Origin of the sequence: Pseudomonas sp. 2822-17, from assembly GCF_002742485.1 — a bacterium.
Taxonomy (GTDB): Bacteria; Pseudomonadota; Gammaproteobacteria; order Pseudomonadales; family Pseudomonadaceae; genus Aquipseudomonas; species Aquipseudomonas cyclaminis.
Genome location: NZ_LJRZ01000738.1, coordinates 1 through 21,250 on the forward strand (window position 1 = coordinate 1; position 21,250 = coordinate 21,250).

Annotated in this window: 21 protein-coding genes, 3 tRNA genes and 2 pseudogenes; 16 read left to right on the top strand and 10 right to left on the bottom strand. The window is 54.8% G+C overall.

Going from position 1 to position 21,250, the window contains the following annotated elements; translation table 11 throughout:
* Window positions 1-178: 178 nt before the first annotated feature.
* Together AOA60_RS24030 and AOA60_RS24035 are read left to right on the top strand one after the other, a co-directional pair.
* A tRNA-Asp gene (locus AOA60_RS24030) sits at window positions 179-255 on the top strand.
* Window positions 256-361: 106 nt separating this feature from the next.
* A tRNA-Asp gene (locus AOA60_RS24035) sits at window positions 362-438 on the top strand.
* 157 nt (window positions 439-595) lie between these two features.
* Here the strand turns inward: AOA60_RS24035 and AOA60_RS24040 are convergent.
* Window positions 596-1,879 carry an FAD-binding oxidoreductase gene (locus AOA60_RS24040; RefSeq protein WP_099586448.1) on the bottom strand — a complete coding sequence of 428 codons (1,284 nt, stop codon included), beginning with the start codon at window positions 1,877-1,879 and terminating at the stop codon, window positions 596-598.
* 184 nt (window positions 1,880-2,063) lie between these two features.
* Between AOA60_RS24040 and AOA60_RS24045 the strand changes: the two genes are divergently transcribed.
* From AOA60_RS24045 to AOA60_RS24055, 3 genes are all read left to right on the top strand, one after another.
* Window positions 2,064-2,140: transfer RNA gene (locus AOA60_RS24045), tRNA-Val, on the top strand.
* Between the two features lie 230 nt (window positions 2,141-2,370).
* On the top strand, window positions 2,371-2,805 hold the full coding sequence (locus AOA60_RS24050) for a hypothetical protein (RefSeq protein ID WP_099586449.1): 435 nt from the start codon (window positions 2,371-2,373) through the stop codon (window positions 2,803-2,805).
* Between the two features lie 224 nt (window positions 2,806-3,029).
* Window positions 3,030-3,476 (top strand): anti-virulence regulator CigR family protein, encoded by a 447-nt coding sequence (locus AOA60_RS24055; RefSeq protein WP_099586450.1) that lies wholly within the window; start codon window positions 3,030-3,032, stop codon window positions 3,474-3,476.
* On the opposite strand, the gene AOA60_RS24060 is transcribed toward AOA60_RS24055, so the two are convergent.
* Together AOA60_RS24060 and AOA60_RS24065 are read right to left on the bottom strand one after the other, a co-directional pair.
* On the bottom strand, window positions 3,457-4,872 hold the full coding sequence (locus tag AOA60_RS24060) for a heavy metal sensor histidine kinase (RefSeq protein WP_099586451.1): 1,416 nt from the start codon (window positions 4,870-4,872) through the stop codon (window positions 3,457-3,459). The genes AOA60_RS24055 and AOA60_RS24060 overlap by 20 nt on opposite strands.
* On the bottom strand, window positions 4,869-5,540 hold the full coding sequence (locus tag AOA60_RS24065; RefSeq protein WP_099586452.1) for a heavy metal response regulator transcription factor: 672 nt from the start codon (window positions 5,538-5,540) through the stop codon (window positions 4,869-4,871). Before AOA60_RS24065 ends, AOA60_RS24060 begins: the two co-directional genes overlap by 4 nt.
* 235 nt (window positions 5,541-5,775) lie before the next feature.
* Between AOA60_RS24065 and AOA60_RS24070 the strand changes: the two genes are divergently transcribed.
* A complete protein-coding gene (locus AOA60_RS24070; protein ID WP_099586453.1) occupies window positions 5,776-6,453 on the top strand; it encodes an HAD-IA family hydrolase in 678 nt (225 codons plus the stop codon).
* Between the two features lie 95 nt (window positions 6,454-6,548).
* Here AOA60_RS24070 and csrA read toward each other — a convergent pair whose 3' ends face one another.
* A complete protein-coding gene (csrA, locus tag AOA60_RS24075) occupies window positions 6,549-6,743 on the bottom strand; it encodes a carbon storage regulator CsrA (protein ID WP_003192511.1) in 195 nt (64 codons plus the stop codon).
* A 246-nt stretch (window positions 6,744-6,989) separates the two neighbouring features.
* Between csrA and AOA60_RS24080 the strand changes: the two genes are divergently transcribed.
* Window positions 6,990-7,370 carry an SPOR domain-containing protein gene (locus AOA60_RS24080; protein WP_099586454.1) on the top strand — a complete coding sequence of 127 codons (381 nt, stop codon included), beginning with the start codon at window positions 6,990-6,992 and terminating at the stop codon, window positions 7,368-7,370.
* 31 nt (window positions 7,371-7,401) lie between these two features.
* Here AOA60_RS24080 and AOA60_RS24085 read toward each other — a convergent pair.
* A pseudogene (locus AOA60_RS24085) lies at window positions 7,402-7,728 on the bottom strand (endonuclease); the annotation flags it as partial.
* 523 nt (window positions 7,729-8,251) lie between these two features.
* On the opposite strand from AOA60_RS24085, the gene AOA60_RS24090 reads away from it, so the two are divergent.
* The 5 genes and pseudogenes from AOA60_RS24090 to AOA60_RS24110 all read left to right on the top strand — a co-directional run bounded on the left by AOA60_RS24090 (window position 8,252) and on the right by AOA60_RS24110 (window position 13,523).
* Window positions 8,252-9,304 carry a nucleoid-associated protein gene (locus AOA60_RS24090; protein WP_099586455.1) on the top strand — a complete coding sequence of 351 codons (1,053 nt, stop codon included), beginning with the start codon at window positions 8,252-8,254 and terminating at the stop codon, window positions 9,302-9,304.
* Window positions 9,273-10,748 carry a hypothetical protein gene (locus AOA60_RS24095; RefSeq protein ID WP_099586456.1) on the top strand — a complete coding sequence of 492 codons (1,476 nt, stop codon included), beginning with the start codon at window positions 9,273-9,275 and terminating at the stop codon, window positions 10,746-10,748. Before AOA60_RS24090 ends, AOA60_RS24095 begins: the two co-directional genes overlap by 32 nt.
* Before the next feature lie 490 nt (window positions 10,749-11,238).
* On the top strand, window positions 11,239-12,147 hold the full coding sequence (locus AOA60_RS24100) for a hypothetical protein (protein ID WP_099586457.1): 909 nt from the start codon (window positions 11,239-11,241) through the stop codon (window positions 12,145-12,147).
* A 212-nt stretch (window positions 12,148-12,359) separates the two neighbouring features.
* Window positions 12,360-12,602: pseudogene (locus AOA60_RS24105) on the top strand (AAA family ATPase); the annotation flags it as partial.
* Window positions 12,603-12,800: 198 nt separating this feature from the next.
* Window positions 12,801-13,523, top strand: coding sequence for a class I SAM-dependent methyltransferase (locus tag AOA60_RS24110; RefSeq protein ID WP_099586458.1), 723 nt, complete (start codon window positions 12,801-12,803; stop codon window positions 13,521-13,523).
* A 512-nt stretch (window positions 13,524-14,035) separates the two neighbouring features.
* Here AOA60_RS24110 and AOA60_RS24115 read toward each other — a convergent pair.
* Together AOA60_RS24115 and AOA60_RS24120 are read right to left on the bottom strand one after the other, a co-directional pair.
* Complete coding sequence (locus AOA60_RS24115) at window positions 14,036-15,067, bottom strand: serine/threonine-protein kinase (protein ID WP_099586459.1); 1,032 nt, start codon at window positions 15,065-15,067, stop codon at window positions 14,036-14,038.
* On the bottom strand, window positions 15,064-15,540 hold the full coding sequence (locus AOA60_RS24120; RefSeq protein WP_099586460.1) for a hypothetical protein: 477 nt from the start codon (window positions 15,538-15,540) through the stop codon (window positions 15,064-15,066). The genes AOA60_RS24115 and AOA60_RS24120 overlap by 4 nt, the downstream gene beginning before the upstream one ends.
* Window positions 15,541-15,805: 265 nt before the next feature.
* Here AOA60_RS24120 and AOA60_RS24125 point away from each other — a divergent pair, with 265 nt between their 5' ends.
* Complete coding sequence (locus AOA60_RS24125; protein ID WP_099586461.1) at window positions 15,806-17,107, top strand: hypothetical protein; 1,302 nt, start codon at window positions 15,806-15,808, stop codon at window positions 17,105-17,107.
* On the top strand, window positions 17,091-17,294 hold the full coding sequence (locus AOA60_RS32375) for a hypothetical protein (RefSeq protein WP_143522555.1): 204 nt from the start codon (window positions 17,091-17,093) through the stop codon (window positions 17,292-17,294). The genes AOA60_RS24125 and AOA60_RS32375 overlap by 17 nt, the downstream gene beginning before the upstream one ends.
* Before the next feature lie 210 nt (window positions 17,295-17,504).
* On the opposite strand, the gene AOA60_RS33090 is transcribed toward AOA60_RS32375, so the two are convergent.
* The 3 genes from AOA60_RS33090 to AOA60_RS24140 all read right to left on the bottom strand — a co-directional run bounded on the left by AOA60_RS33090 (window position 17,505) and on the right by AOA60_RS24140 (window position 19,506).
* Complete coding sequence (locus AOA60_RS33090; protein WP_178075416.1) at window positions 17,505-17,669, bottom strand: hypothetical protein; 165 nt, start codon at window positions 17,667-17,669, stop codon at window positions 17,505-17,507.
* A 355-nt stretch (window positions 17,670-18,024) separates the two neighbouring features.
* The gene (locus AOA60_RS24135) at window positions 18,025-18,627 is read right to left on the bottom strand and encodes a hypothetical protein (protein ID WP_256592881.1); all 603 of its coding nucleotides are present in this window, start codon (window positions 18,625-18,627) and stop codon (window positions 18,025-18,027) included.
* A 360-nt stretch (window positions 18,628-18,987) separates the two neighbouring features.
* Complete coding sequence (locus AOA60_RS24140; protein WP_143522556.1) at window positions 18,988-19,506, bottom strand: hypothetical protein; 519 nt, start codon at window positions 19,504-19,506, stop codon at window positions 18,988-18,990.
* A gap of 237 nt (window positions 19,507-19,743) precedes the next feature.
* Between AOA60_RS24140 and AOA60_RS32800 the strand changes: the two genes are divergently transcribed.
* Together AOA60_RS32800 and AOA60_RS24150 are read left to right on the top strand one after the other, a co-directional pair.
* Window positions 19,744-20,121: a type II toxin-antitoxin system CcdA family antitoxin gene (locus AOA60_RS32800; RefSeq protein ID WP_158235066.1), complete on the top strand. Its 378-nt coding sequence runs from the start codon at window positions 19,744-19,746 to the stop codon at window positions 20,119-20,121.
* Window positions 20,122-20,533: 412 nt separating this feature from the next.
* Window positions 20,534-21,241: a hypothetical protein gene (locus AOA60_RS24150; protein WP_099586463.1), complete on the top strand. Its 708-nt coding sequence runs from the start codon at window positions 20,534-20,536 to the stop codon at window positions 21,239-21,241.
* Window positions 21,242-21,250 lie beyond the last annotated feature (9 nt).

Below are 21,250 nucleotides of genomic sequence, written 5' to 3' on the forward strand. Positions count from 1 at the left end.
CGGTAGTTCAGTCGGTTAGAATACCGGCCTTACAAGCAGAGGGTCGGCGGTTCGATCCCGTCCGCTGCGCCATATTTTCCAGGTCTGACTTGTCGGGCTTGAGATTGAACAGCCAAGGCTGATTGATCAGATGTTTAAAAGACGGTTGAGGTGTTTTGCTCAACTGGTCAAGCGATACGCAGCGGTAGTTCAGTCGGTTAGAATACCGGCCTGTCACGCCGGGGGTCGCGGGTTCGAGTCCCGTCCGCTGCGCCATATTTTCCAGGTCTGACTTGTCGGGCTTGAGATTGAACAGCCAAGGCTGATTGATCAGATGTTTAAAAGACGGTTGAGGTGTTTTGCTCAACTGGTCAAGCGATACGCAGCGGTAGTTCAGTCGGTTAGAATACCGGCCTGTCACGCCGGGGGTCGCGGGTTCGAGTCCCGTCCGCTGCGCCATATCTGCCTCAAGGCCCACTGAACGCCTTGGAGCACAAAGCAAGCCTCTGGCTACTTTGATCCGATAGCAAAGACCCTGGTCGAAAGACCGGGGTTTTTTGTGTCTGCGATTTGATGGCGTGTTGCAAGAGCCGGCGCGCCGGCTCCCGTGGCATTGTCAGAATCCCAGTTTGTCCCGCAAGCCGTAGTACCAGGCCCCCAGCGCCGCAAACGGCGTGCGCAACAGTTGCCCGCCTGGGAACGGGTAGTGCGGCAGGTCGGCAAACGCATCAAAACGCTCTGCCTGGCCTCTCAGTGCCTCAGCCAGTACTTTGCCTGCCAGATGGGTGTACGTCACGCCATGGCCGCTGCAGCCCTGTGAGTAGTAGATGTTGTCGCCCAGGCGGCCCACCTGGGGCAGGCGCGAGAGGGTCAGCAGGAAATTGCCGGTCCAGGCGTAGTCGATCTTCACATCCTTGAGCTGAGGGAATGCCTTGAGCATCTTCGGGCGGATGATTGCCTCGATATTTGCCGGGTCGCGCGCGCCATATACCACGCCGCCGCCGAAGATCAGGCGCTTGTCGCTTGTCAGGCGGTAGTAGTCGAGCAGGTAGTTGCAGTCTTCCACACAGTAATCCTGCGGGAGGAGGGTCTTGGCCAGCTCATCTCCCAGCGGCGCCGTGGTGATGACTTGCGTACCGCAGGGCATCGACTTGGCGGCCAGTTCCGGCACCAAATTGCCTAAATAGGCATTGCCCGCGACGATGATGAACTTGGCCCTCACCTGGCCCTGGGCTGTATGCACTACCGGGTTGGCGCCGCGCTCGATACGCACTGCCGCCGATTGCTCATAGATCGTGCCGCCAAGGGATTCCACGGCCGCTGCTTCGCCGAGTGCCAGGTTGAGCGGGTGGATGTGACCGCCACTCATGTCCAGCAGGCCGCCCACATAGTTGTCGCAGGCAACCACCTCGCGGATGCGGCGCTCGTCCAGCAACTCCAGTTGAGTGTGGCCATAGCGTTCCCACAGGCGCTTCTGTGACTCCAGATGGCCCATGTGTTTGCTGTTGAGTGCTGCGAACACGCCGCCGTCCTTTAAATCACACTGGATCTGGTACTTGGCGACCCGCTCGCGAATGATCCTGCCACCTTCGAACGCCATCTGCCCCAGTAACTGTGCCTGTTGAGGGCCGACGCTGCGCTCGATCACATCGATATCGCGGCTGTAGCTGTTGACGATTTGCCCGCCATTACGGCCCGACGCACCAAAGCCCACCTTGGCGGCTTCCAGCACCGTCACGCGAAAGCCGTTTTCCAGCAGAAACAGCGCACTGGAGAGGCCGGTATAGCCGGCACCTATTACACACACGTCGGTTTCGACGTCACCCTGCAGCATCGGGCGCGGCGGAACGGCATTCGCGGAAGCGGCGTAATACGACTGGGGGTAGGGGGTGTTCGCCATCCTGGAACCTCTGTTTTATATTTTTTACGAGTGCGCCGATCCTACCTGAGTTGAAAATTGCCTGCCAGCCACCCGAAAAATGCCGGTATGTCGGTCGCAAATAAAAAATTCGCATATTCATAGGGTTAGCTGCAAAAAAGATGTTGACACCCCTCCACAATTCCGTAGAATGCCGCCTCACAGCAGGCACGTAGCTCAGTTGGTTAGAGCACCACCTTGACATGGTGGGGGTCGTTGGTTCGAGTCCAATCGCGCCTACCAAACAAAATCCGCTCTGCTGGGCGGTCTAGAAGGGCTCACCGAAAGGTGGGCCCTTTTTTGTTGTCTGCGATTTGCAAAACGTTTGTAAAACCTCCAGCTCAGTACGGCAATTCTGCGCTTACTCCATGTTGGCTGTTTTCGGCGGTTGCGACTAAGCATCAAGGGCTGTCTAAAGTATTTGAATGCCAGGCCGATAAAGGGCGCAAACCTCCAACACTCGGACATTTGGCATGCTTATCAACATTAGCACTACCGCTTCCGTAGCAAGCACTCCAAGCACTGTCAGCTCGATGGATGCCGCGACCACCGAAAGGACGGCTACCGCCAGCAGCGCCACTGCTGGCGCAAGCACTGAGACTAAAAGTGCGGCGGGTGCAGGCGGCGGTAGTCAGGCGTCATCCAGTTCGACGGAGTCAGATACCGTCAAAGAGTTGAAAAAGCAGATCGAACAGTTGCAGAAGCAACTTCAAGCAGAGCAGCAAGCCTTGCAGAAAGCCCAGTCCAGCAACCAGAGCGCAGACGCCAAGGCTGCCGCTGTGGCGGCGGCTCAAACGCAAATTGCAGGCACTTCTGCCGCGTTGCAGACGGTGACTTCGGCGCTATTGCAAGCCGTCACCGCAGAGGGTGGCAGCACGTCGGGCTCGATGGTCAGCACCACCGCCTGATTGCCGCAAAGTGTGTTGAGCCGCTGTATTTATCAATGGTTCAACACACTTGCTCCCGCACCCTTGGGCAATCGATACACCTCCACCAGCGCCAATCCCCCTCCTGCGCCTGAACCCCATGCCCTTGAACGGTCATGGTTACGAGGTTTACGGGTTCGCAACGGTGCGCGTGCTTTGGCAACTTCGACTACAGTTCAACTACGTTTCAGCCTTGGGTAATCGCCATGATCAAGTCGTCCAAGTTTGTGTCAGTCGCGCTGTCGCTGGTCCTGTTTGCCGGTGGAGGCATGGCGCTGGCGGATCCCGGCAATGGCAAGGGGCAAGGTAACTATAAAGGCAATAATCAAGGCGGCCAGGGGCATGACAAACCCAAAGGCAAAGGTGGGTCGGGCAACCATGGCCCCAGTGTCGATCGTGGAAGCGTGCTGAATGTGTTGGGTGGCTATCGCGACTACTGGCGCCCTGGGCCGGCGTTGCCCCCTGGCATCCAGAAAAACCTGGCACGGGGCAAGCCGCTGCCGCCGGGCATTGCGAAGAAACTGGATGGCCGCTTACTGGGCCACTTGCCCCGTTACGATGGGTACGAGTGGCAGCAGGCAGGCACCGACCTGATATTGGTCGCCATTGCGACGGGCATCATCTATGAAGTCCTCAATGGCGCCCTTGATTGAACTCGCGGGCCGGGAAAAACAGTTCGAAACAGGTCTCGCCTGCCTCGCTGCTGACGCTGTACCGACCGTTATGCAGCTGCATGATGGTCGCCACAATCGACAGACCCAGGCCATTTGACTGGGCCGAACGCTCCCGTGACTCATCCACCCGGTAAAACCGTTCGAACAGCCGCGATAAATGCTCCGTCGCAATGGTTTCACCCTGATTTGTGACCTTAAGGTAGATGCCTTCGGCGTCCGCACTTGTCTGGATCACTAACTCGGACGCTGGTGCGCCGTAGTTGATGGCATTGGCGCACAGGTTCGCCAGGGCACGGCGCAGCAGCATCGGTTCGGCCCAGATCACACCTTCGCCCTCGGCACGAATACGGATGTTCGCGTCGCCTGCCACGCCTTCAAAGTAATCGGCGATGCGCGCCACTTCATCCGCCGCGCTCAGTTCCTGGCGCTGGCGCAGGGCGCTGGCCGGGTCGGTGCGGGCCAGGAACAGCATGTTGTCGAGCATCCGAGCCAAGCGCTCAAGCTCTTCGACATTGGAGGCCAAGAGCTGCTGATAACTTTCGATGCTGCGGTTCTGTTGCAGGGCGACCTGGGTTTCCCCCAGGAGATTGTTGATCGGCGTGCGCAGTTCGTGGGCCATGTCGGTAGACACTTGCCCCAGTTGCGCAAAGCCCTTGGCGAGGCGCTCAAGCATGGTGTTGAACGAGTCGATCATCGGCAGCAGTTCTTTCGGTACTCCCTGGCTGTCGAGGCGTTCGGCCAGGTTGCCGACGCCGATGCCTTGAGCGTGTCGAGCCAGCCGACGCAAAGGCAGCAGGCCGCGATGCACCAACAGGTAGCCGGCCAGTGCGAGGAGGATCGCGGCAACGCTCGCCAGGAGATACACGCTCAACCGGTAGCTGGCGAGCAGGGCGGTCCGCTCGGTCATCAGGCGCCCGCTGGTGACTTGCAGGCTGCCCAGGTCGCCGGAGTCGATGGACGCGGCCAGGGTGGAGAAGGGCACGCCATTCACGCCGGGCAGGTGTTGCACGTCGTTCAGTGTGAGGATGTGGTCTTTGGGGACTGGCTTGATGGCTGGCAGCTCGATGTTGCCGGGGTTCACCAGCAGCAGCGGCTTTTGGCCGGGCGCGGCGATGCTCAGCACGGATTCGCGGTTGCCCAGCATGTTTTGGAACAGTTCCGGCTTGGTCCTGATCAGGTCCAGTGTGTTGCTGTCGTTGAGCAGGTTGCGCAGTTGATTCACCCGGGAAATCAATTGCACGTCGTCGCTCAGGATCAGCTCGCGCTCCAGCTCCCGGTATAGCACCACGCCGAGGGTGGCGAGCAGGGCAAAGGCGAGCAGGGCGAAGATCACGGCCAGGCGCAGGGTCAGGGAATAATGACGGCGGTGGGTCATGGCTGGGTATCGAAACGGTAGCCAATGCCCCGCACGCTGTGGATCAGCTTGAGCGGGAACGGGTCGTCGATTTTCAGGCGCAGGCGCCGCACGGCCACGTCCACCACGTTGGTATCGCTGTCGAAGTTCATGTCCCACACCCGCGAGGCAATCAACGAACGCGACAGTACCTGGTCCTGGTGAGTGGCAAACAGGTGCAACAGGGCGAACTCTTTATTGGTCAGGGTGATGCGTGTACCGGCGCGTGTGACGCGGCGTTTCATTACGTCGATGTGCAGGTCAGCGATCTGCAGGTGCTCTTCTTCCCGGCTCGGGCCGCGACGGTTCAGGGTGCGCAGGCGTGCTACCAGCTCGGCGAAGGAGAAGGGCTTGATCAGGTAGTCATCGGCACCCAGTTCCAGGCCTTTGATGCGGTCGGCAATATCGTCGCGCGCCGTCAGAAAAATCACTGGAGTATCGGCGTCCTTACGCAGGCGACGCAGTACTTCCCAGCCGTCCATTTTCGGCATCATTACATCGAGCACAATCACGTCGAACGGCGTTTCCAGCGCTTGGTGCAGGCCGTCCACGCCATCCCGGGCCAGGCTGACCGAGTGGCCCAACTCCTGGAGGCCGTTGAGCAGGTAATTGCCGGCCTTGGGTTCGTCTTCGATAACGAGGATGTTCATGGGAAATGCCCTGATTCAATACTGGCGCCAGTGTAGCCGGATCAATTGTCGTTGGCGCATTGAGTCGTGCCAGTGCGTTCACGGTAACCCGCGGCCGCGTACAGCCAACCAACAGAATGATGACAAGTTCGTAATGATTGCCTCGCGGTGCTGGCATCAGCGTTTACAACTCAGGAGGTGATCCGTAGATTGCAACGGGCCGATTATTCGTTTCAGCTCACGAGGAAGCCCTGCAGTGTCTATCCGAGGTTCAGCCGTACTTGCCCGCCCTTACCACGCCTTCTTGTTCGATATGGACGGAACCCTGCTTAACTCCATCGCCGCCGCCGAGCGCGTTTGGAGCACCTGGGCTGAACGCCATCGGCTGGATGTAGCGGCCTTCCTGACCACCATTCATGGTGCGCGGGCAATTGACACCATCACGCGCCAGGCATTGCCCGGTGTCGATCCACAGGTTGAAGCGCAGTGGATTACCGAGGCGGAAATCAATGACGTGGACGGCGTTGTGGCGATTTCCGGTGCTGTCGAGTTTCTTAATAACGTGCCCGGTAATCAGTGGGCGCTGGTCACCTCTGCACCGAAGGCGTTGGCATTACGTCGGTTGAAGGCAGCGGGCATTACGCCGCCGGCGGTGCTGGTCACGGCTGAAGACGTGGCCATCGGCAAGCCGAACCCCGCCTGTTATGTGCTGGGTGCGCAACGCCTGGGTGTGTCGGTGCAGGACTGCCTGGTGTTTGAAGATGCGATGGTGGGGATTCGTGCGGGGGAGGCGGCTGGAGCAGATGTGCTGGTCGTCACGTCGACGCACCTCAAGCCCATGCTCACTGAGCATCCATCGATTGAAGGGTATGAACAGGTGCAGGTGCAACGCGGCGCTGATGGCTTGTTGTACTTGCAGAGCGCGGTGGGCTGACACTAAAAAACGGGTCGTGCCCTTAACCCAAGAACAGTTCAAAGAGGTTTTCGCCAGCCGTTACCTGAACGAAAGGGCTGGCTACTGAGGGTGCTTCAAGGCGTCTGGTTTTTGTCCGGAGCAGTCAGGCCGGCCTGGATGCGCTGGTAAATCTCCTCGCGATGCACGGCAACATCCTTGGGCGCGTTGATGCCGATTCGTACTTGCTGGCCGCTGACGCCGAGGATGGTGATCGTAATGTCATCACCGATGTTTATGCTTTCACCGACTTTGCGGGTGAGTATAAGCATGGACTTCTCCTTGATTGCTTTTAGGACACATGTTTCAAACAGGGCAGGTGTCGGATGTGTGTAGCTTACTGCTAAGCGCTTCCCTGTGACTGCCTCTTTTAGGACGCATAGAGGCGACATTAATTCCCATGGCGGCATCATACAGGTCTGGGATACATCATTCGCATTGTTTAAGCCAACGTTTATGACGGCCAGAATAGACAGTGAATGATAAAGTCGCCTCTTTATCCTTAAAGGAGCAGGGCAGTGCGTAAAGTAGCGATGGCAATTGCGGTGTTGGCGTTGGCCGGTTGCGGTGAAGGTAAACCTGTCGACGCCCCCAAGGCCAAGCCTGCCGTGACCGAAAGCCAGCCACAGACCGGCGCGATTGCTGCTCAGGAGTGGGACCTGCGAGTCGGTCCGCCTGACCACAAACTCCAGGCGATCACCGACCTGACCGCCTGGTTGCTCGAACATGGTTTCAATTTTTATATCGTGAAAGTCGACGGCAAGGACGACGTGCTGCTGGGGCCGTTTGCAACCAGGGCCGAAGCTGAGGCAAAGCAGACGCTGCTTAACGAAAAGATGGCCCGTGCCAAGAAAACCGACACGGTGTCCGAGATCATCGAGCACCAGCCCGCGCAGTAACGGGCCGCTTGGGCGGCAGAGCCGCCCCTGCTCAACCGCAGGCTTTCAGATTGACCGGGCCGACAAACTCATTGCCACGCCCCATCACGCACGCCACCGTCTGGTTACGCTGGCGTTCCCAGGTTTGTACCGGGTAGGTCTTGTTCCAGGCTTCGTACAACTGGCGATCCTGTTTCGACAAGCGCAAGCCGTATTGTTTGCTCATGTAGAAGTAGGTGCGCGCGATCATCCCGCGAATGGACGGGCGCGGCATCACCTTCTTTGCCTTGAAATCCACTTGGGTCAGGCATGAACCGTACTGCCCGTTTTGCACCGGCAGCCAGCCAAAACTGAAGTTGCTTCGGTCGCCGTTGACATCATTATCCGATTGGGCTCCGCATTGACATTTTAATTTTTTTTGAAAAAAATCGTTTAAATTCAATGTCTTGATTGATATTTTGCTTGCCGAAGAATCCTATAAAATCGTGTCAATGTTGACATTTTAGGTTGTCAGCAAGGTCGGGTTTTTTCCCGACGAACGGTATGTGCTGGGACGGGTTTTTGTAACCCCAATTCTCAGGCGCCTCACGTTAATCATTTTCAAATCACCTCAGTTGCTCCTGAAGCTGAACCTTTGGAAAGCTTTCGCATTTCTCTCCGCTTATCTACCGTGCAGCTTGCTCACACCCCATCTAGGCAGTGAGTGACACGTGATCCAAATACTGGCCGCTTGCCAGCCTTTCCGTATATGCTCCGATCACTGCATCTCTACCAATCCTACGTTTTCGGGAATGGCGTCGGCCTCTGCAAGGCTGCAACTGATGCGTCATTGCCGCCTTTATACCCACCGAGGCGAGCCACTCCTCCTACCGTGCAGGAGGGGGCTACGATATGGAGATTGCATGAGTTATTTTTCGGACGAAGAAATAGATTCCCTCAAGATCACTCGGATGATCCTGCACGTGGTGGGTACCAAGAACTTCGAGGCACTGCCGGAGCGCGCCTTGGAGGAGCAAGCATTCTTTATCGGTAAAATTGTGGACACAGCCACTGCGCCAGTGTTCATGTTTAAAGCTGTGTCCACTACACGGAACGAAATCGAAGCCATTGCAGCTGGCGAAAAATCGTTTGTCGATGGTGCACAAAGCCTCGCAGCGAGCTTCAACAGGCAGCACGTGGTTGGCAGTGCTGATGGAGTTCTGCTCATGTTCGAGCTCGCGGTCAAAGACCCTGATGTGAAGATCTACAGTCTGATCAAGTACGACTACAAGCTTGCCTTGGAGCAGAATGACGGCGCTCCTGGGAAAAAGCTGCGCCGAATCGTAAATGCGCTGGTCGACGAGAAGAAGGCCATCCAGAAAACTGCACTTATTCGTGTCGTCGCTGGTACTGCGGATCAGGATATTTCCGCCACTGATCGTACTAAGCAAGGCGTAGACCTGACGGACTACTTTGCTGACTTCCTGGCGGTGAGTAGGGCGGTCTCTGACACTGAGCTGAGTGAAATCACCCGTAAGGTGCTCAAGGCGGCGTTACAGACCTGCATAGATCATCTGCCCGGTCAGGATGTGGCCAAGGCGCTCAAGAGAGCCCAGGCCAGTCTGGGCGGACGTAGACGCATTGATGAAGAAGCAATCGTCGAAGCAGTGATACTGGCAGCAGGACATCCTGAAGATGAGAAAGTCGCTAACCGTCTGGAGCGTGAAACGCGCAGCCGTGTGAGAAAGAGCAAGCTGCACGAACTCAGTTTTAAACCAGATCGGCGGATTCTCCGGCAGCCCTACATGCGCAAGATCGTCACTACTGAAGGCGTCACCATTCTTTTCCCCGATAGGGTGGAAAACCCGAACGTAAAGGTGGTGGAGCTGAAAGGTGGAAAGAGGCAAATCATCGTGGATACAGATAGGGTCACGGAGGACAGCGTTGTCACACCAAAGCCTGGCCAACCTACTTAACGATCTGTCACGTAAGCGTCAGGCGCTGATCACTGAGGGGAATGGCACTCTCATTGTGTCTGACCTACCTGCTGATGCTGCACGGTCAATCGCTCAAGCCGCCTCCGCTGCCGCCTGGTCGATCACCATGTATGACAGCGCTGGTGGTGAAGCAGAGGTCGAGGAGGGTGATGAGGCTTTCGGGCCATTTCGCGCTGAGCTCGTGAAACCGTTTCCGGTAGAGCATGATCAGACTGCGGTCTTGTACGTTGCCACAGAGGCAGGGTTTAAGGCTTTCCTCGACAACGGTCATTCCGCATCACGATGGCACATCCTGGGACTGCAGAAGCCCTTCAACACTCGTGCTCGCGCGTATAGCGACTGGGGCTTAGACGAGCCCTATGTCGAATCTCAAGCGACAAAGTCGCCCCGGCTTTTAGTAAAAGAGTCAGCCGACGTCCGCACCGTGCCCGAGGATGTTCGCCACTGGTTGCTCGCAGATGGTCATGAGCTCGATGAGGCTGACCCGCTGCACATTGTCTGGGCAACCAAAGCCTTTGACGCCCTGAGCCGTTGTTTCGCGAACGAGATCGACGCGACCGGGAGCAAGCTCAGTTTCAAAGGGCCACCCAAGCTCAATCTCACGCTCTCGGAAGCGGTCAATGGTGCCGCGCAGATCACGCTGAATGACTTCAAGGTTGTGCAGGACGCTGCGGTTTGGGTGTTCGACAATGCGCGTGAAGCCGAAGTGAAGCACATCCTGCTGTCTGCTGAGATCGCTCGATCGGGTAGGGCGGATGGAGAGGCGCTTCAGTACTTCAGAGATAACCTTTCTGCGGCGCTGGATTGTGGAAAGATCGCCTATCAGATGGCGGTCTCGGAGATCACCAAGGATACCCTCAAATCCCTAGGAGACCTTCGCAAGGCAGTCACTGAAGAAACTTCCAAAGCGACAGATGCGACCCGTCAGGCGATCGCAGCGATCTCGACAGCGCTGACTGTGGGCCTGGGCTTGATCGCTGCGCGACTAACTCTGCAGATCAACCCGTACTTGATTTCACTAGTGATGGCGGTTGCATTCGGCTACACGACGCTGAACGTGATGTCGGGTCGTAAATTCATAAATATTCAGCGGCAGTTACGCCAGGATTGGCAATCGAAACTGTATCGTTTCCTCTCGGAGTCCGAATACAAGAAGATGGTCGGCGATCCTATTGAACAGGCCGAGAGCTTCTTTTTCAGGATCAGTTACCAAGGTCTTACGATGCTCGGGGCTGCAGCGATGGGTATTGCAGTCTTCGCCTTCCTTTACGCCACGCCTCCTTTGGCATCGCCGGTAGCAACTCTGGGGCCCCCTATTTCAGCGCCCGTAACTGCAAACCCGCCGCCAACAATTAGCGAGCCGATATCCCAGCCTAAGCTAATGCCAGAACATTCAGCTCCGACGAATCCAGCTGAAAAATAAGAAGCGACTATTCGAACTTTGACCGAGAGATTTTTGCTGTGGCCCCAGTGATAAGCGAGGCGTGAGTGCTGGAGTGGCGAGGTATCTAGCGCGATAGGTTTTGCAAGGTTTCCTGGGTTTCTTGAAGTTGACACAGTCCCTCCTGGTCAAGCACTTATGCAGAATGACGGGATCCCTCATGTCTACTGATGCATCATTTTCGACTACGAGGTGATGCCATCTGAATGACCCTGTTCGTTCAGATCGATATCCCGTCCGTACATCGGATGAACCTTCCCCAGGTTTTATTTTTTCGGCAACCGGCCAGCCTAAATGCATCGCTTTAGATAACGGAGTTCGTTAAGTCCGGGAGCACGTGCGAAAGGATTGGGGTGACCAATGCGAAGTTTGGGCATGATAGAGACGAAAATGGGCCAACCGCTCAGCCACTTCAGTTCTGCTGGCAGTATGCTACCTTTGGCTTCTCTCACGGATGGCGAGGACGAAAGCAATGGTCACAGGCAAGTCAATCAATAGCGTTAACAGAATCATCGCGCACTCGCATGGTGCTCGCGAAATGCTGTTTGTGATTGAGCGAGACAAAGTCGATCAAGACGTCCAGGCGCGGCTGGCGATTGCTCACCTCGAAAAAGACGGTGATTCGATCCTTCCTGCGGTGATTGGAAAAATCAGCGAATTCAATGCTCGTGGCAAGGAGATTAAAAGGCGAGATCTCCCGCTAATCAAAAAATCAGTGCCGCAATACCGGAGCTGGAAAGACTGGCATGGTCAAGAGCACAGCGGTGTGCAAATTCGAACAATGGATGTGTATCCCATCGATTTTGTTCGCCCTCCCATGGAGCGCCTTTCTCTAAGCGTCATCGATGGGAAGGAGTACATTGTGACTCGCCGGGTGGAAGTCGATGAGCCGCCTACGGCGCTTATTCACCTAGCGAACCTCATGCTTGAATTCTTCCAGGAGTTTGAGATCTTCGACGTTGAGCGTCAGCGCATCGCGAAGGTGCAGGCACGTCAGTTGCAGTGGGATTTGCTTCCCCCTGGTAAATACCCTTGGAAGAGCGCTGAGGCCATCGTAAAACCCTATTTGGCTGGCCTTCGGGCGTCAGAGCAGGGGGTGATCGAACACCGGATCAGGGAGATCACTCGATTCGAGCCTGATTTCTTCGCGACGGGCCGAGGGGGCTATCAAGGCTACTTCGTCTTCGGCTTTTCCAAGCGCGGGATTTACCTCCTTGAGAGCTCACATCTGGACAACGCCACCTATAAGTTTGGTGAGGATTGGGAAGTCCTATCGACCCTGACCAAGGACGAGATCATTAATGGCGATCACGACCATCGACGTTTTATCCACGATAAAACCTGGGGGCGTAAGATCCGCCAGATGCTCGCATACGCTTAGCGGCACACGACCTTTTGTAATGTCCTACAAAGAATCAGCCCCCCCGAGCCGTCGTAATGGCCTCGGGGCCATTGGCCGCTGTATGTGCTCAATCGCATCGGTACTACTCGCGCGATCGCGCTCGCAATGTCCCGCTGGATCGATTGAGCATCTGATTGCGATTGGAGCGTATTCCTCCCGCACCGCTGACCCCACAAGGAAAGGAGTCTAATTTGAAGCTTCAGTTCGTTCGCATCTGTGGTTTTCAGTCGTTTGGTGCGGAACCGGTCACCGTTGATTTGGCCGACCTCACATTTCTGATCGGGCCCAACGGCTCCGGCAAGACAGCGACTCTCCAAGCGCTTTGTCGCCTCTTTTCGTTTGACCCCAATCAGCGGCGATTGCGTAAATCAGATTTCTTCGTCCCGCACCATGAAGTGGAGGCTCCAGATCAGCGAGCGCTTTGGATTGAAGCCGTCGAATTTCCTGGTTATGTATCTTGTGTTCGATCTTGAAGAATGTGGCCAGGCGCTGCGCCAAAGCCACGAATACCTGTTCGCCGAACTATATGGGTAAGCGCTCGATCACATCGAGCTCATCCAAACTCACGCGTTCAGTTGCAATGAAATGCTGCGTATGGCGGTTCATCAATCTGGCCTTCTTAAGGAAATCTTATGATTCATCTGCATGGAGCGAACGAGTACTCTGCTGAATGGGAGCAGGAGTCTCTGTCACTGGAGTCGCATGGTGTTTATCAAGCGCTAGCAAAAGCCCTTCCCCTAGGGAGGGTATTGGAGATCGGGTGTGGTGTAGGCAATGGAACCGTGCACATCGCGGAGGGACGGGAGGTTTTGTCGTTGGACAACAACGCGTTTCTGATCGCGAAGGCTGCCGCACGGCTGAAGCAGGCAGGGCACAATGTCCATATTCACCGGTGTGATTTCTATGAGCTCACGACTCAAGACGTGAGCGTGATTGAGCAGTTTCAACCCAATGTCGTGGCCGCCTGGTTCATTGGATCGCATGGTCAGGACATATCCCGTCGTACGCCTGATGACGTAGACATGATGGCGCGACCCAAGCTCTATCGTGAAGGGATCGAAGATGTAATTGTTTCGAACAACATCGCAGTCGACTCAGTAGACATCATCAATTTGGTGTGGCGAGGTGGACTAGCGGTTAGCAGTACTTTTGAAGAGGTCTTCGATAGCCAGAAGGCTGATTATGATGAGTATGTCTTCGGCCCGGTAGGTTTTGAGGTCTACGATGTGAAGCTGTCCTACTGGGATCGCACGGGCAGTACCTTTGAGTATGGTCGAGCTCACAATCCCAATTTTGCGGGAGGCCCTGTTGCTCCGATAATTATTTCAATCTTCGCTCGGCGCAAAGTTTTTTAACATTCCCGCGCTGACGCTCATCGGCTAGTCTTAGCTGTAATTTTCGAGGGTGATAGGCCAATTCCAGCAATCTGGGGCTACGTTACCGGCCAGAGAAAGTCGAAGTCCTGGCGCCTTGCAATGCTAAACAATCCAGCTATGCTATGGCTTGTGTTGAGGTGCTGTCTATATGTACAGTGTTCGTATTCACTTCCTTTGGATCATTTGGTGATTTGCTGCAAGCTCGCCGAATGGACATTCGCAGGCCATCCTGCTTTTTTCGAACAGTGGCTAACCAAATGAGCGTAAGCCGTTCCAATCTCAAACTTTCGATGCCTCGGTGTGGTTACTGCAATGCGCGATGGCGGCCCCCTGAGGGTGTTAACGCCTCGGAAACGTTCTGCCCCCACTGCGCGGACGAGCGTCTTGCGTCTGCTCGTGAACGTTTCCAATTGGATAGCTTGAATACGGCAGATTTGGTTAGCGGCTATCTGTTGCCTCGCCGCTACCGCGTCATTGTGTAAAACGCGGCGCTACTGTGCGAAGAACGCCTCCAGCTGGTTGATGACCAAGCGCCTTCTGATCACCCCTTCAGATCCTCCCAGCGTCATCGAGCGGCCTTCGCCGAGCGGTTCGCTCCAGGCCTTCCATTCGTGCTTTCGTTCGCCATGCCTATACCATTCCACGATGACTCGGCGCTTCGCGGACAGTTTCTCCCATCTCACTTGATCTGGGGTGACTAGCGGCAATGTCCAATTTGGCTTGATGGGTAACAGAGATAGCGCGTTGAGGGCTTCGTTGGCATTTTGATAACGGCCAGCGGGATCATCGTTGAGCATCTTTCGTATGACGCGTCGCCACGGCTTGGGTATATGCGGAAGCCAATTCAACTGTTCGACATATTTACCTTCCTTGACGAGGTCGTACGGCGAGTCGTTCTCCAGTATGTACCAGGCTTCACCGCTTAGCAGTCGGAACAGCGTCATGCCGAATGACCAGATATCACTCTTGACGCTGGTGGGTTTACTCTGCCAAATCTCGTATGCAATATGGTCGCCGTAACCGGCTGCCGAGCCGTAACCCAACAATAAATCGTCGGTTACCAGGCCGAAGTCACCCAACAGAGCTACTCCTGTCTCGTTCAAGAGAATGTTTCCTGGTTTGATGTCTCGATGGAGCATGCCCCTGGCGTGGAGAGCGCTTAATCCCATCAGTACATCAATGCCGACTTTTCGTACTTGGTTGATGGTCATCGAACCTTGCTCGTGGAGGATCTGAAGCGAACCGCCCTTGCAGTAGTCCATGGAAAATCGGATGCAGTCGTTGTCCTCCTCGATGCCATGGACTCGCACAACATTCCGATGGTTCGCTTTTGACAGATGTTGAGCTTCGGTCAGAAACGCGTGTTTAAGATTTTTCCACTCTTCTTCGGTTGCGACCGCGGAACGGCCAAGGACTTTCACTGCGACCTGGCCGTGCACACTGTCCTCGCCCAGGAAGACTTCTCCGAAATAACCTTTCCCAAGCATTTTTCCGAGTTTCAGTTTGCTTACGACGGCGTTCATTTACGGCCTCGCTGCGATACCACAAGCATTGCGGCTTCTCGGCTGCCTTTACGCAGTGTGCCGCCTTCGACCTGTTCGTCCCAGAAGCTGTCGTCTTTGATGCAGTCATCGACCTTGCGTTTGTACGCACGGCTAATCGTTGCTTTTGCAATAACCTTGGTGGTGCAGACAGAAGCTGCTGCGGCCATAATCACACCTCTCAATTCCGCGCCTTCCAGCAGGCTCAATTTGGCACTGCTTCCTTGGGGTAAGGCGCTTGCCTTGACAAAGACACGCTCAACTTTTTGTTCCTTCAGGTAGCTCACGCACTGCTGGTGAAGGATGTCATAGCCATGTTGGCGATCACCCGTGGGCAGCTTCCAGTTCGTATCCATAACAATGCTGACCGGAACCTCAGAGTCTGCTGGCACTTGTGTGTCAACAACCGTTACGTCTCCTGCAGAAACGACCAAACCAACGCAGCGCTCACTCATGCAAACTTATCCTTGTCGAATTGAGAGATGGCACCATGGTATTGCATGGGCGATGGGGGTCAACCTGAATGCGATGCTACTGCTTGTCCGTATGCAGATTTAGCATTGCTTGGGCGCCAGGTGTCATGGCTTCTCTAGACAGCTGGTGGGCCAAAACTCAGTGGCGTAAGATGCATGTGGTGGGCACAGGGCTATCATGCATTATTGCTCCCAAAGCGGAGTACCGCTTGATTGAATCTGCGCGGTATGGTGCTGGACAAACGCTTTGCTGAAGGGATACAGCCTTTTGAATAAATCTCGGAAAAAACCTGCCACCAAGAAGTACCTTGCCTACCTCGAATGGAAGGCCAGTGCAGGTCATGCAATAGAGCAAGCAAAGAAACGGGTGGTTCAAACCTGGGGGTATCGGTGTCTGTCATTTATTTCGAACGGCTTGTGGTTCATCGTTCGGCCGGTCTGCTTATTCATGAGCTGTGGGGTTGGTTCTTTCCTCATTGCGCTAGTGACTATTGGTAGTGCGGCAACGGTATCCGTGACCAGTACGGAAATCTTTAAGGAGTACGGTGAAACTGCTGACTGGGAAGCGCTTTTATCCACTTCTCATCTCTGGCCGGCGGTTTTGTTTTCGCTGGTGGCTGTTGCATGCATCACGCTTAGAGAGATGGGAGTAGTTGATTCCGCTAAGAAAAAAGAGCGAGAGTTGCAGCAGCAGTTGAATACGATGCCGCCGAAAAATTTTCTTACTGCCTATCGTGATGCGCTGATCGATACTCGTATGTTATACGAGCAACAACTTATGGGTGGGGCTTCGGCTGTTAGCTCACAATCCATTGGCGATGACATCCGTCTAGTAATGGCAAAGATGCTGATGCTTGCCCAGCAATGGGAAGGTGCTCCGAGCGAGACCTATCGAGCCAATATCATGTTGGTGGAAGAAGATAAGGCATGGTGCATGGCAAATTTGGCTAAAGAAATCAACAGCAGTCCGTTCTTCTTATTTGGTTCTAATCTAGACGCGCGGCTTGATAGTACTGATGGGGTTCTGCATATTTCGTCAGATGAGCTGTCAACCGTATTTGATGGAAAACAAGACGGTCAGCCTGATGCCGACATTGAGCCTATTTGCTTTCCGTTCGCGCTGCACAATACCAAACTAGTATCCCATCACCCCAACATTCCAGGCGCGCCAGAGGCAGTTTCTACTTTGCGTCCCCAGTATATCGCTAACTGCCGAACACATTTTGATGAGTGGCTGGAGCGAGAGCTGCATGATGATTCGCATATTTCCCCTTTTTATCAAGGTGTAGTCTCTAAGTATTACGGTAAGCATAAGTTTGCAGTGTCAATTTTGGCCATACCGTTGTTTGTAAAGGGTGGTGACGGCTTAAAGCAGCGTGTTGGTTGTCTAAATATTTATAAGGGCAAGAAAGATATATTGATGGGTGATAGCCGTAATAATCAATTCGTTGAACTTATGCTCCCGCTTTGCTCATTTCTATCGGATATGATATTATCATATCGTGTCTATAAAGACGGGGAGGCCACAAAGCATGAAAGAGCCCATTGAGAGCATTGAAGCGTTTGACAGTTCAGAAGACCGTCATGATTGTCTCCATACCCGTGCTGTCGCCAAAATCTATAGCGGGCGTGCTTCACGTACCGAGCTTCGAGCAGCCATGATCGAAAAAAACCGACGAGTAGTTGAGGACGGGGTCGACTCGCTTGAAGTTGTTTATGTGAGTGAATACCGTTAGCGTTAAATTTAGGAAAAAAATTATAAAAGAGGTCACTTGCGGGTGGCCTTTTTTGTGCTTGTCTAACCACCGCGCTCTATTCAGCGCTGCACCTACGAACGCCTCATGCCCGGCTAGCTGGCCGAAACCCTAGCTGGCATTTCGCTCCCACCTGCCACACACCGTTGATGTGCTGATTTCAAGACATTCGGCGGTCTAGCTTCTAGTCTTTCAAGTGGGGATTACAGAATCTTGATCGTTCAGATTCGCAGCTCGAAGCAATCCGAGCATCTCCGTCAGGATTTCTGCGAGCCTGGTAATGGCTCCGAACTCGCGAAGGGTTTCCAGAACCGCTTCTGGGGGCAGCGGATGAAGCGCGACACCTGCGTTGATCATGTGCATCTTCAATGAATCGAGTAACACTCCTTCCTGCTTTTCGTAGTGGAACGTCTCGATCAGCGTTGTTGAACCTTGCTTGTGAACCTCGCGTATCCGCTACATGTCGGCGTGGTACTGTCTCGGTCAATACAGGCTTCTCAACCCAATGCAGGCATCGGCGGGGGATTTCCGATCTGCTAGGTTACTAATCAGCAGCCAGGGTTAGCGGGTGCTGAGTGTTTCAGCCGGACTTCACTTATCATGCTCTCAGTGGTGTGTTCATCGGGCGTTTACTGTACTCCGGCCAGCTCAGCATATCCCTGGTTGAGGTGCTGAACTGATCCAGCTGGCCCGGGGCGAAGCTATTGTCTTCTCAGGCTGAATCTGCGGCAGCAGCCCAGCGCTGATAGATCTGCTCGGCATGAGCCGGATTCTCAAGCTTTGGTTTTGAACGCAAAGCGAACGCCTTTTCAGCCAAGGTCTCCAGCCGCTCTGCTGCTTTCGGAAGCCAGCCATTCTTGATCGCCCACAGCTTGATGTTCTCTGCCGGCTCTTGGTGGTTACGCGAGCGCAGGATTCTAAGGATGCGTTTGGCGTGGTCATCATCGGAGGCGTTCAGGACGGCGGTGCCCAAGTTGATCACTGAGGTCAGGGACTTCATTGCTTGTTCAATGATCGGATCGGCAATGAGCTTGATCGCAGGGGCGGCAGACTTCCCAGATTTTGTGGGCTTGCCCAGCACTTGGGGTGACCAGGTTCTATTCCAATTTTCAATTGCATCGGGCGTCCATGGGACAGCCACGACAGCCACCAGGTTTTGCAGCGAATCGATTTTGTCCATCATGTCCTGGCCGGCAAATATGGCGATCAGCACGGATGGTTTGGATACCCATTTCAAGGTCTTCATCGTTTCGCAGCGCATCTGGGCGCCGCTCGGCAATGTTACGGGTACTCCTTTGACCAGCTTACTGTGCATCGTCGCCCCTAGCGCCTCATGGAGGGCGCCAGAGGTGAGTGATGCTTTGGCGGGCACTAGGAAAATGACGTCGAGCGTGCCGGAGGTTTCGCAGAGGCGGTCTGCAACCTTTACACCTGCCAAGACGTGCACAGGGCTCTGATTGGTGTCGGATAGGATATTTGCCGGAGTGCCAAGTAAGACTGACTGTAAACCACTTTTCTGCACTGTAAACCAAGCTGGTTAACAATATAAAAAGAAGGTTTACAGCTCTACGATTGGCTTCGGTTCAGGGGTGGCCGCTCAGAACGCTGTTGTCGCTCTGGAGTCGCTGGGGCTTGGCAGCGTATTCCCAACACCCCATCGTTTGATGCAACCACGCTACGCTCTGGAGGTAGCCAGCTCGTCAAAAGGCCGAATAGCCCGTGCGTTATCGAGCCAGTTCTCAGGGTCTTCAAGTTTCTCTCTGACGTAGTCGCCGTCGCGATTGCGGTAGCCGAAGGCCAGATACCGCAGATGTTCACAGTGAATCATGTATGCCGCCGTGACCCTAGCCTGGCAAGCATACTCTGCTCCATCGAAGGCGGGGGCGAGTAGTCCCATCCTGGCCAGCGTGAGTTCAGTTTGCTCTCGCACAAATTCGACGAAAAGTTGCTGTGGGTCTGCCGCCTCTGCTTTGAGCTCTTTGGGCCGACCATCTTCATGTTCCAGACCGTAGAGGTAAGCTGTTTCCTGAGACTCCACAAACAATACATCCTTGAAAACCCGACATGCTCCTCCAGGCTCGCAAGCCTTTATGTCAGTGAGCCAAAGCTCGTCATGCTGGTAGTCTGGGAAACGCCCTGCGAAACGCCGGTTTGAGGCTGAGTAGATGGTGGCTGGTGTGATGCTGTCTTGCATGGTTGCGCTCCAAAAAATGCCGTCGAGTGTCATCCGTCATCGAGTGTAGTCACTCATGGTGACGATCAATGACGACTATTCTGACCATGGACTTGGGCGTTGAAGTGTAGGCTGGAATCTGAGTCGTCACGAACGGGGCGTTTTAATGGCAAGATAGGCGTTCACTTCCGGGGCTTTGCGGGCTAGGAGCTTCGAGCAGAACAGCCCATTCGCTCTGCGCAACATAGGAGATAAGCCATGCCGCTCGGCTACGATCCAAATGCCCCTAAACAGCCAGTGAATGTTCTCGTGAACGGTGACCTCCTGGAGAGGGCAGCGGCCATCAATCTGAACCTGTCCGCCGCCTTAGAAAACGCCATAGCTGAAGCTGTCGCGCGGTCTCATGAAGGTGAGCAGGGCCTTGAAGAAAACCGAGACGCCATACTGGACGAATCCGTGTATCAGATTGACCCCAATGTGCTGACTGCAGCTATTGGTGTTTTCGGTAGCGCGAATTACGCGAAAAAATGGCTGACCACCCCAGCGCGAGCCCTAGGCAGCAAGCGGCCAGCAGAGGCAGATATTGAAGAGGTCATGGATCTGATAGGGCGGATAGAAAACGGCTTTGGTGCCTAGCAGATAGCGTCAGATTTGGCGCCTGTCAGCATGCCCAAGTCACCTCACCCCCACATCTTGCTCAAAACCGTGCCAATGCCGCTGAACGATATGCGCCCGGCCAAGACAGCCGCGACTTAGGTTGCATCGGAGACACTCGGCCCCATGCCTTCACAAAGGATGGGGTGACGGATGTCGAGCATTTCAGTGATAAGGTTTTGAACATTGGGCTTCGCATGGGAGGGCTCCACTTCATCCACGACGCAAAGGGGGTGAGCCTTCCAAGAAGGAGAGGTCGAAGCCACATGGTGATCCCGGGCACAGCCTCAGAATTTCCTCCATCCCAAGTCGTGCCGGTGTAGGGTTGCTCTTGCACGCTCGACGCTACGGCAGGCCAGCGTCCCGCCGAATGCCTTTCCTGAAAGGAGTACTCATGTATCAAGTGATAGGAATCAAGAACACAGCCCTCGCTTTCCTAGTTGTTACCCTTGCAATCTTTGCCCTGATAAATCATGGCGAAATCATCAAGCTTTTAGATCAGCCGCTTGACCTTCTAAAAGCGCTCTCCAGCGCTTCGAGCCTGGCTGGTCTTACCTTTCTGTTGCTGGGTGAGAGCTTCATCTTCCCCTGGATTTGCAAATTGCCAATCGTGAGAACGTACTTCCCTCCAATCGATGGCGCGTGGGATGTCACCCTTCAATCGAACTGGGGCGCTATCGAGCGCTTGAGGGGGAAATTGGAGGTCGAAGACAAGATAACCAAGCAGGGCAAGGTCAAAATTTTCTCTCGCTTTTTCCGCGTGCGCATGCAATTCGAGGCTGATGACCGCTATTCGAAGTCAAGTACCGTCTGTGTAGCTGTTCAGCGGGATTGTCAGCACGGCACCATCGAACTCGATTACATCTACGAAAACCTGACCAGCAACCCGATGATTTCCGACTGCAGCCGGCACAACGGAGCTGCCCGAGTTCAGGTGCGGGACGAGGATGGAAAGGTCTCGATGGAGGGGGTGTATTTTACGGATCGCAACTGGAACCAAGGGCTCAATACGGCAGGCTATATTTCGTTCAAGCGCGCTGCGACCGGAGCAAAAAAGGGCAGTGAGAACGCCCAGAAGGATGATAGTAGCAACGTACAATGATACTATATG